The sequence below is a fragment of the Gordonia sp. UBA7599 genome (assembly GCA_002477755.1).
GTDB lineage: Bacteria > Actinomycetota > Actinomycetes > Mycobacteriales > Mycobacteriaceae > Gordonia.
In genome coordinates, this window is sequence record DLKD01000101.1 from 1 (window position 1) to 9,077 (window position 9,077).

The following is a 9,077-nucleotide window of genomic DNA, read 5'->3' on the forward strand; positions in this document are numbered from 1 at the left end:
CGGCGAGCGCGTCGACGTCGAGGTCCCTGCACAGGAGGAGACCGCTGTCCGGATCACCAACGTCGAGCCGAATGTCGGCGGCGACCGCCCGGAGCTCACCGAGGCGTCGATCGTCGTCTCCGGTGGCCGCGGTGTGGGCAGCGCCGAGAAGTTCTCCGTCGTCGAGGCGCTGGCCGACTCGCTCGGTGCGGCCGTCGGTGCCTCGCGTGCCGCGGTCGACTCGGGCTACTACCCGGGCCAGTTCCAGGTCGGTCAGACCGGTAAGACGGTCTCGCCGCAGCTCTACATCGCCCTGGGCATCTCCGGTGCCATCCAGCACCGTGCGGGCATGCAGACGTCCAAGACGATCGTCGCCGTCAACAAGGACGAGGAAGCGCCGATCTTCGAGATCAGCGACTTCGGCGTCGTCGGCGACCTCTTCAACGTCGCACCGCAGCTGACCGAGGAGATCAACAAGCGCAAGTAAGAATCGCGCACTGTTCACCAACGCGACCCCCGGCCGACCACCACGGTTGTCCGGGGGTCCGTCTTTGTCCGATTGCATGGGCACCATGACAGTGATGAAAAGGCCCGTCCAGATCGACGGGTACGCACCGACGAGCCGTCGCCTCTTTGCAGGCGGCGGCTTTTCCGTTTCCCTCTCGACCGATCCCGACGACATCGTGGACGCCCAGCGGTTGCGCTTCGAGGTCTTCACCACCGCACCCGGCTTCTCCGAGCAGATCGGCGACGCCGCGACCCGGCGCGACGCCGACCGGTTCGACGCCTACTGCGACCACCTGCTGGTCCGGGACGAGGAGTCCGGCGAGCTGGTCGGCTGCGCCCGGCTGCTCCCGCCGTTGCGGGCCATCGAGGCGGGCGGGTGGTACAGCGCCGGTGAATTCGACTTGGCGGAGTTGGGCCCGATCGCGTCGCGGACCGTCGAGATGGGCCGCGCCGCGGTGGCGGTGGGGCAGCGCAACGGCACAGTCACCGCGCTGATGTGGGCGGGGGTGCTGCGCTATGTCGAAGAATCCTCCAACCGTTACCTAATGGGCTGCGTCTCGGTGCCCTTGTCGACACCCGGTGCACCCCGCGGTGCCGCACTGCGCGGGATCCGCGACGAACTGCGCAACCGGCACCGCGGCGACGCGCAGGTCTTCCCCCACGGCGGATCGGTCGTCGACGGTGTGCGGCTCGACGACATCGAACCGCCCGACAGGCTGGTCGTGCCGCCGCTGATGCGCGGGTATCTGCGATTGGGGGCCCGGGTGCACGGTGAGCCGGCGATCGACTCGGTCTTCGACTGCGGCGACTTCCTCACCCTGCTCGATGCGGAGGAGGCCGACAGTCGATACCGGGAGCGCCTGACCGACACGGTGCGGCGACTGAGCGTGGCGGCTGGCTGACGTGGTAGTGCAGGTGGAGGGGACCGCCCAGGTGGACACGACCGCCCAGGTGGGCACGGCGGTTCAACACGCCTGGTACCCGGTGGCGTCCTGCGGCCCGCAGTGCATCGGCCCCGCGCGGACCGCTGCCGGACAGGTACGGATGGCCCTCCGCGGCGCGCGTCTGCTTGTGCTGGTGCTGATGTTGGCGTGTGCTGCTCCGATCGTGTGGCGGTTCGCACCGCGGTACCGCGGCCGCCTGGCCCGCCGGTCGTCGCGCTCGGTCCTGGCCGCCCTCGGGGTCACCCTCCTTGTCGACGACCGCCGTCTCGTCGACGGCAGTGAGCCGGAGGCGATCAACGGTCTCATCGTCGCCAACCACGTCTCCTTCCTCGACGTGCTCGCCATCGCGGCGATCGCGCCGGCCCGCTTCGTGGCGAAGTCGGAGGTTCTCGCGGCACCCGCGCTCGGTGCCGTCGCGGACCGGCTCGGGGTGATCGGGATCGTGCGGGAGTCACTGCGCGAACTCCCCGGCACGATCGAGCGGGTCGCGGCGGCACTGAGACACGGCAGCGCGGTCGCTGTCTTTCCCGAGGGCACGACGTGGTGCGGTGGTGCCTCGGGGCGATTCGCGCCGGCGCTGTTCACCGCTGCGCGCGCCGCGGATGTGTCGATCACGCCGATGACGGTGGAGTACGTCGAAGACGGAATGCACCACTGTCCCGCAGCCGCTTACATCGGCGACGACTCGGGCCTCGACACGCTGCGCCGCGTCCTGGCGGTGCGGTCGATGACCGTCACGGTCACGGTGCACCCCGTCGTCGCGCCGACTCGAGATCGCCGCGCCGATGCGCGGACAGCGCAGGCCGTCGTGCTCGGTGGACGCCGTTGCGGGCATTGGGGCACCACCGGACCGATGACGGTGCCTCACGGTGTGCGGCGCACTGTTAGGGTCGATCCGTGTCGGCACGCTCATGCCGACAGCCCGAGCGAGGGGAGACGCATCCGATGAAGCGCACACTGGGCGCGGTCCTGGCTGCCGCGGCGATCACCGCGGTCGCCTCGGGCGCTCCCGCGCGGGCCGACTTCGCACCGCCCCTGGGCAATCTGGGCAAGCCCGCACCTCCTCCCGGCACGCTCTACAACCACAACGGCGTCGGTCGGATCGATGCCGCCCTGGCCAACTCGGCCGGTTCCGCCGCCATATTCATCCCGACGGTGAGCTGGTCGGCCCGCACGAAGGGCGGCACCCCGGTCTCCGGTGCCAAGTGCGGCATCGAGGTGACGTTCCCGGGCCAGCGGTGGCCGATGTACAAGTCGAAATCCTGTCAGGGCTCCGCACGCTTCTCGCACCGCTACACCGAGCCGGGTCGGTACGCGATCACGGTGGTCGACCGAGTTTCCGGCAGTTTCGACACCGTGGTTTTCGACGTCGTCGAGAAGTAACCTGCCCCGGTGACTCGGGACTACCTCGTATTGGGGCCGATCGAGGTCCGTCACGACGGGGCGGTCGTCGACATCGGTTCCCCCAAGCAGCGCGCCGTGCTCGGCGCGCTGCTCGTCGCACAGGGTTCGGTTGTCTCGATCGACCGGCTCGTCGACACCGTCTGGGCCGATGATCCGCCGGAGGCGGCGACGACGAGCCTGCAGGCCTACATCTCCAATCTGCGACGATTGCTGCGCGGCGGTGCGGGCGACCCGTCGCCGATCGAACGGGTCGCCGCCGGCTACCGGCTCAACGTCGGGGAGGACCGGCTCGACCTCAGCGAATTCGGGGACTCAGCCCGCCGGGCGCAGGCAGCGCGCGAGGACGGTCGCTGGGACGAGGCGCTGGCCGCGGCCGAAGAGGCGACGCAGCTGTGGCGCGGTGACCTGCTCGGTGGTGCGGTCGAGCAGGCTGGCTGGTTGGGCGCCCATGCGGTGGCGTTGGCCGAGACGGCGGGCGCAGTCGGCGACATCCGCATCAGCGCGCTGCTCGCCCGCGGCGATACCGGTGCCGCACTCGCCCAGATCGCTGCGGTGCGTGCAGCTGACCCGTTCGGTGAACGAGCCGCCTGGTTGCACATGGTGGCCCTCTACCAGGCCGGCCGGGCGGCAGAGGCGTTGGACGTCTACACCGCCCACCAGCGACGGATCGACGAGGAACTGGGCCTGGACCCGGGCGCTGAACTGGTCGCGCTACACAGCGCGGTCCTGCGTCACGACCCGGTGATCGCGGCGTGGCCGCGGACCCCGCACTGGTCGGGCGCGGTGGCCGTCTCCTCCCCGGTCGACGTCTCATCGTCGCTTGATGACGGGCCGTCCGGAGTGGCTGTCGATCGGGGAACAGCGCCCGCCGGGAGCGTGCCGCTGGTGGGGCGCGACGAGCAGCTGTCGCAGTTGGGTGCGCTGGTGACCGGCCCGGGCACGCGGTGGACGGTGCTGACCGGGCCCGCCGGGATCGGCAAGACCCGGTTGGCGCAGGCCGCCGCGGCGTTGGCCGCGCAGGATGGACAGACGGTGGTCTGGGTGCGCTGCCCCGACGCGGAGGGCACCCCCGCCTGGTGGCCGCTGCGCCAACTGTGCCGCGGCCTCGACGCCGATCCCGACGATGTGCTCGCCGTACCCGCCGGCACGAGTCCGGACACGGCCAGGTTCGTCGTCTACGAGCGTGTGCAGCACCTCCTTGCCGACCGGGCCGAGCGGCGGCCTCTCACGATCGTCGTCGACGATGCGCAGTGGGCCGACCCGATGACGCTGGGCCTGCTGTCCTACCTCGTCGCCGTCGAACACGAGGCGTCGATATGCGTCATCGCGACGATCCGCGACGGCGAGGGCGATCCCGAGGCTGACCGGTTCCGCGACGCGGTGTCGCGCGCCGACGGCGCGATGGCCGTGCCGCGGCTGAACCGCACCGACGTACTCCGCCTGGTCCGGGAGGTCGCCGACGACGACGTCGATCCGGACTCCCTCGAGACCCTGGTCGCCCGCACCGACGGCAACCCGCTGTTCATCTCCGAGTTCGCCCGGTTGCCCGCCGAACAGCGCCATGCGGCGATGGTGCCCGATGCGGTGGCATCGGTGCTCGACCGGCGCCTGGGTTCCCTCGACCCGACAGTGCTGGAAGTACTCGGACAGGCCGCGGTGCTAGGCGACGAGATCGACGTCGGGCTGCTGTGCGCAGTGTCGGGCCGAGACCTCGACGAGACGGTCGACTGCCTCGACGAGGCGCTCGACGAGCGGATCCTGCTCGCCGATCCGGAGAGTGGGCGCATGCGCTTCGCGCATGCGCTGCTGCGCGAACAGGCACTTGCCACCATCGGCACGCTGCGCCGCTGCCGGATCCACCTGCGGGTAGCCGCGGAGTTGGCGTCGCGCGACGGACCCGACGCCAAGGCCAGACGTGCGGCTCACCTGCTCGAGGCGTTGCCGGTTGCCCAGGCATCGGAGGTCGTCGTGGCCTGTTGCGCCGCCGCCGACGACGCGATCGCCCACTGGGATTCCGAGAGCGCGGCCCGCTGGCTCGACGCGGCGCTACGCACCGCCGAGGGCGCCGTGTTGGCCGATACCGACGACCTGCTGATCGACCTCCTGGCCGCCCGCGCCCGCGCCGGGCACCTGCAGCAGGTGCTGGCGACCGTGGAGCAACGGCTCACCCGGGCGATCACCTCAGGTGCGACCGTCACGGCAGGGCGCGTGGCCGGCGCGCTCATCCGCGCCGCCGGTGCGTGGCCGTGGATCGGCCCACACGTCGAGAACGAGAGCCTGCGGGCCGTTCTCGCCGACACCGCGGCGTTCGTCGCCGACGACCGGCCCGCCCTGGCGCGCGTCCTCGCGGCCTCGGCGATCGGGGAGAGCTACGCCCACGACGCCGCCGTGCCCGCACTGTTGCTGGACCGGGCCGATGAGATCGCGATGGCGCTGCACGACGATGCAATCACCGCCGATGTCACCCTGGCGCGACTCATCACCTATTCCGGGGTCGCACCGTTCGCGGAGCCGTCGCTTCAGTGGGCGCAGCAGATGAGGGAGTTGCACTACCCCGACCGCGACGTCGACGCGGTCATCGTCGACACGGTGCTGACCCAGGCGACCATGATGCGCGGCGAGATCGACAGCACCGAGCAGCTCACCCGTCGGGCCATCGCGGGCAGCGAACGGCTGCAGCTGCCGATCTTGCGCGCCCAGCTGCGGTGGATGGAAGCCTCGCTGGCCGTCTGGCACGGCGGATTCGACCTGGCGAAGGAGCATTTCCGCACCGCCGTGGCCGTGCACGAGGACACCCAGCTTTACGTCGCGGGCAGCGGTGCGCTGGCAATGATGGCTCTGGCCACCGAGCAGGGTGTGCTGGGCGAGTTCATCGACACCGGGGGCCTCCCGCCGACCGAGTGGGCCAGGCTCATCGTCGAGGAGTTCACCGACAACGGAGTCATGATCATGCTCGCGGCCGGTGTCGCGGCAATCGCGGGCGCACAAGGCGACCGGGAGCTGGCGGAGTCGATGGTCGCCGCCTGGCTCAACGACGGCCGGGCCATGGTGTGGACCTCGTTGGGCAACGCCGTCCTCCTCGCCGGGGTGGTGGCCGACCTGGGCCTGCTGGAGTACGCCTCGGCACTGCGCGAACGGCTCGATCCCTACCGCGACCGCATCGCCATCACCGGGCACGTCGGCTGCTTGGGTCCGGTGGCACTGCATCTGGCCGAACTGGACTTCCTCCTCGGCGACGGTGAGCAGGCCGACGAGTTGCTGGCTCACGCCCTCGAGATCGCACAGCGCGGCGACGGAAAACCGTCGATCCTGCGCTGTCGCCTGCTCGCCGCCCGGATGCACCCCGACGCACCGGGCCGCGACGAGGAGCTGGCGCAGATCGAGGTGCAGGCCAGCGAGCTCGGCGTGGAATCGGTCGCCCAGGCGGCACGCGACCTGCTCGGTCACTGAGCACCCTCTTCCAGGCGCTCCAAGTCGGCGCCAAGCTTTCCTCAAGCGGTGGCCGCGACTGTTGGTGCACGGGCCCGACCAGGGGTCCCCGGCCGCCGGTGGGGCGGTCGCAGATGAGCACTGAAGAGGGAGATCATGAGCCATGAATTCGACGCCTACGACATCGACGAGTTGCGCCGCCGCGTACGCGGTGAGGTGCACGGTCCCGGTGACCCGGGCTATCCCAGTGTTGGATTCAACCCCGCCGTCGACCGCAGTCCGGCCGCCGTCGTGGATGTTCTCGACGCTGACGACATCGCCGCCACCGTACGGTTTGCCGCTGCTCACGGCATGACCGTCGGGGTCTTTGCGACCGGCCACGGCGGCACCGGGCTGGGTGCCCGATCGATCCTTGTGCGGACCGCGGCGCTGGACACCTGCGTCGTCGACGCAGCGCAGCGCACCGCCCGGGTCGGGGCGGGGGTGGTGTGGCAGACCGTCATCGACGCCGCCGCACCGTTGGGCCTCGCACCGCTGTGCGGTTCCTCGCCAACGGTCGGCGTCATCGGCTATCTGTCCGGCGGGGGGATCGGGCCCCTGGTGTCGACATTCGGCAGTTCGGTCGACCACGTGCGGGCGCTGACCGTGGTGACTGGCGACGGGGCGGTGCGGACCGCCACGCCGCAGGAGAATCCGGAACTGTTCTGGGGCCTGCGCGGCGGAAAGGCCACGTTGGGCATCATCACCGAGGCCGTCATCGGCCTGCCCGCGATCAGCGACATCTACGGCGGCGCAGTCTATTTCGACGGTGCCGACGCCGCCGTGGTGATCCGTGCCTGGCGGGATTGGGCGGCGCTGCTGCCCGACGAGGCGTCGACGTCGGTCGCACTGCTGAACCTGCCCCAGCTGCCCACCGTGCCGCCGATGCTCGCCGGACGGCTCAGCGTCGCGGTGCGCTATGCCAGTGTCGCCGACGCGGAGGCCGCCGCCGCGGTGTTCGCGCCGATCCGCGCCGTCGCGACACCACTGCTCGACGCGGTGGGTGTGATGCCGTATGCCGCGATCGGTGCCATCCACGCCGACCCGCCCGGGCCGATGCCGGTACGCGAGCGCGGCGGGTTGCTCACCGCACTGTCCGACGCGGCCGTCGACATCCTCGTCGACGCGGTGACCCCGCCGGTGGGTCAGTTGCTGCCCGTCGTCGAGATCCGCGCCCTCGGCGGGGCGTATGCGAAGGAACCCGCCGTCCGGTCGGCGCTGTGTCATCGCGACGCCCCGTTCAACCTGAACATCGTGGGGCTCCTCGTCGATGAGGATGCGGCGCAGTCGGTGACCGCCGTCGTCGACGCCACACTGGGCGCGCTCGCCCCCTGGTCGGCCGGGGCGATGCTGCCCAACTTCGCGGCTTCCGACGATCCGGAGCTGATCCGTACCTGCTACGACGCGGACACCGCCGCCTGGCTGGCGGCGCTCGGTGATCAGTTCGACCCGCACGGCGTCTACCGCACCGGGCAGGTGGTGCGCAGCTGACGGCGCTGGAATTGGAGGCCCATCGCGGCGCGTCTATCCTGGTGACCACTATGTCCACGTCGCCCGCCGAGTCGGTCTACCTCGACAACGCCGCCTCCATGCGCATGCGCCCGGAGGCGGTTGCGTCGATGGTGCCGCTGCTGTCGCAGGCAGGGAATCCGTCGTCGTTGCACGCCGCCGGCCGCGCGGCCCGCCGGCACCTGGAGGAAGCGCGCGAGTCGATCGCCGCGGATTTGGGCGCACGGCCGTCGGAGGTCGTTTTCACCTCGGGCGGCACGGAGTCGGATAACCTCGCCCTCGCCGGGATCGTCGCCGCCCGCCGTGCCAGCGATCCGCGTCGCCGTCGCCTCGTCATCTCGGCCGTCGAGCACCACGCGGTCCTGGACCCGTCCGAGGCGCTGGTCGCGGCACAGGGCCTCGAGCTCGTCATCATCGGCGTCGACGAGCAGGGCTTCATCGACCTGGACGCGCTGCGCGCCGAGGTCGACGCCCATGCAGACGAGATCGCCGTCATCTCGGTGATGTGGGCCAACAACGAGGTCGGCACCGTACAACCGGTGGCGCAGGTCGCGGCCCTCGGGCGCGAGCACGGCATCCCGGTGCACTCCGACGCCATCGCCGCGGCAGGGCACATCCCCGTCGACTTCGGCGACAGCGGGCTGGCGGCGCTGTCCATCGCCGGTCACAAGTTCGGCGGTCCGCAGGGCATCGGCGCCCTCGTCCTGGGCCGCGACACCCCGTGTGCGGCCCTGCTGCGCGGCGGTGGGCACGAGCGCGATCTCCGCTCGGGCACGCAGAACGTCGCGGGCGCGGTCGGTATGGCTGCCGGTCTGGCGGTTGCCACCGCCAACCTCGAGCTCGAGGCGGCGACGGTCGGGGCCATGCGCGACCGGTTGTTCGACCACCTGCTGACTGTCGGGGGCACGCGCGTCAACGGTCCGCGCGACGCGTTGCGCCTGCCCGGCAACGCGCATGTGTCATTTGCGGGATGCGAGGGAGATTCGCTGCTCATGCTGCTCGATGCGCAGGGAATCGAGTGTTCGACCGGTTCGGCCTGTAGCGCCGGCGTCGCGCAGGCCAGCCACGTCTTGCTGGCCATGGGGCTGCCGACGGACACCGCCCGGGGATCGCTGCGGTTCAGCCTGGCGCACACGAGCACGGCTGATGACGTCGACCGCGTCGGTACCGCCATCGGTGGCGTCGTCGAGCGCGCCCGCGCGGCCGGTCTGGTCGCCTCCGGGGGCCGGGCATGAGGGTGTTGGCCGCGATGAGCGGCGGCGTCGA

The 9,077-nt window shown here is 71.0% G+C and carries 7 protein-coding genes; all 7 read left to right on the forward strand.

Annotation, left to right across the window (positions count from 1 at the left end):
• Positions 1-466: electron transfer flavoprotein subunit alpha/FixB family protein (locus tag B4L26_RS11590; protein WP_290719029.1), on the forward strand; the 466-nt coding region annotated here is incomplete at its 5' end.
• A gap of 94 nt (positions 467-560) precedes the next feature.
• Positions 561-1,388 (forward strand): GNAT family N-acetyltransferase, encoded by an 828-nt coding sequence (locus tag B4L26_RS11595; protein WP_290719030.1) that lies wholly within the window; start codon positions 561-563, stop codon positions 1,386-1,388.
• Between the two features lies 1 nt (position 1,389).
• Entirely contained in the window at positions 1,390-2,379 is a 990-nt protein-coding gene (locus tag B4L26_RS11600; protein ID WP_290719031.1) for a lysophospholipid acyltransferase family protein, read from the forward strand.
• The gene (locus tag B4L26_RS11605; RefSeq protein ID WP_290719032.1) at positions 2,376-2,813 is read left to right on the forward strand and encodes a hypothetical protein; all 438 of its coding nucleotides are present in this window, start codon (positions 2,376-2,378) and stop codon (positions 2,811-2,813) included. Before B4L26_RS11600 ends, B4L26_RS11605 begins: the two co-directional genes overlap by 4 nt.
• Positions 2,814-2,822: 9 nt before the next feature.
• Entirely contained in the window at positions 2,823-6,284 is a 3,462-nt protein-coding gene (locus B4L26_RS11610) for a BTAD domain-containing putative transcriptional regulator (RefSeq protein ID WP_290719033.1), read from the forward strand.
• Between the two features lie 135 nt (positions 6,285-6,419).
• Positions 6,420-7,793 carry an FAD-binding oxidoreductase gene (locus B4L26_RS11615; protein WP_290719034.1) on the forward strand — a complete coding sequence of 458 codons (1,374 nt, stop codon included), beginning with the start codon at positions 6,420-6,422 and terminating at the stop codon, positions 7,791-7,793.
• 50 nt (positions 7,794-7,843) lie between these two features.
• The gene (locus B4L26_RS11620; RefSeq protein ID WP_290719035.1) at positions 7,844-9,046 is read left to right on the forward strand and encodes a cysteine desulfurase family protein; all 1,203 of its coding nucleotides are present in this window, start codon (positions 7,844-7,846) and stop codon (positions 9,044-9,046) included.
• The last annotated feature ends 31 nt before the right edge of the window (positions 9,047-9,077 follow it).

Coding starts and splice junctions, on each gene's coding strand:
- B4L26_RS11595 (WP_290719030.1), top strand. CDS start 561: ATGAAAAGGCCCGTCCAGATCGACGGGTACGCACCGACGAGCCGTCGC.
- B4L26_RS11605 (WP_290719032.1), top strand. CDS start 2,376: ATGAAGCGCACACTGGGCGCGGTCCTGGCTGCCGCGGCGATCACCGCG.
- B4L26_RS11615 (WP_290719034.1), top strand. CDS start 6,420: ATGAGCCATGAATTCGACGCCTACGACATCGACGAGTTGCGCCGCCGC.
- B4L26_RS11620 (WP_290719035.1), top strand. CDS start 7,844: ATGTCCACGTCGCCCGCCGAGTCGGTCTACCTCGACAACGCCGCCTCC.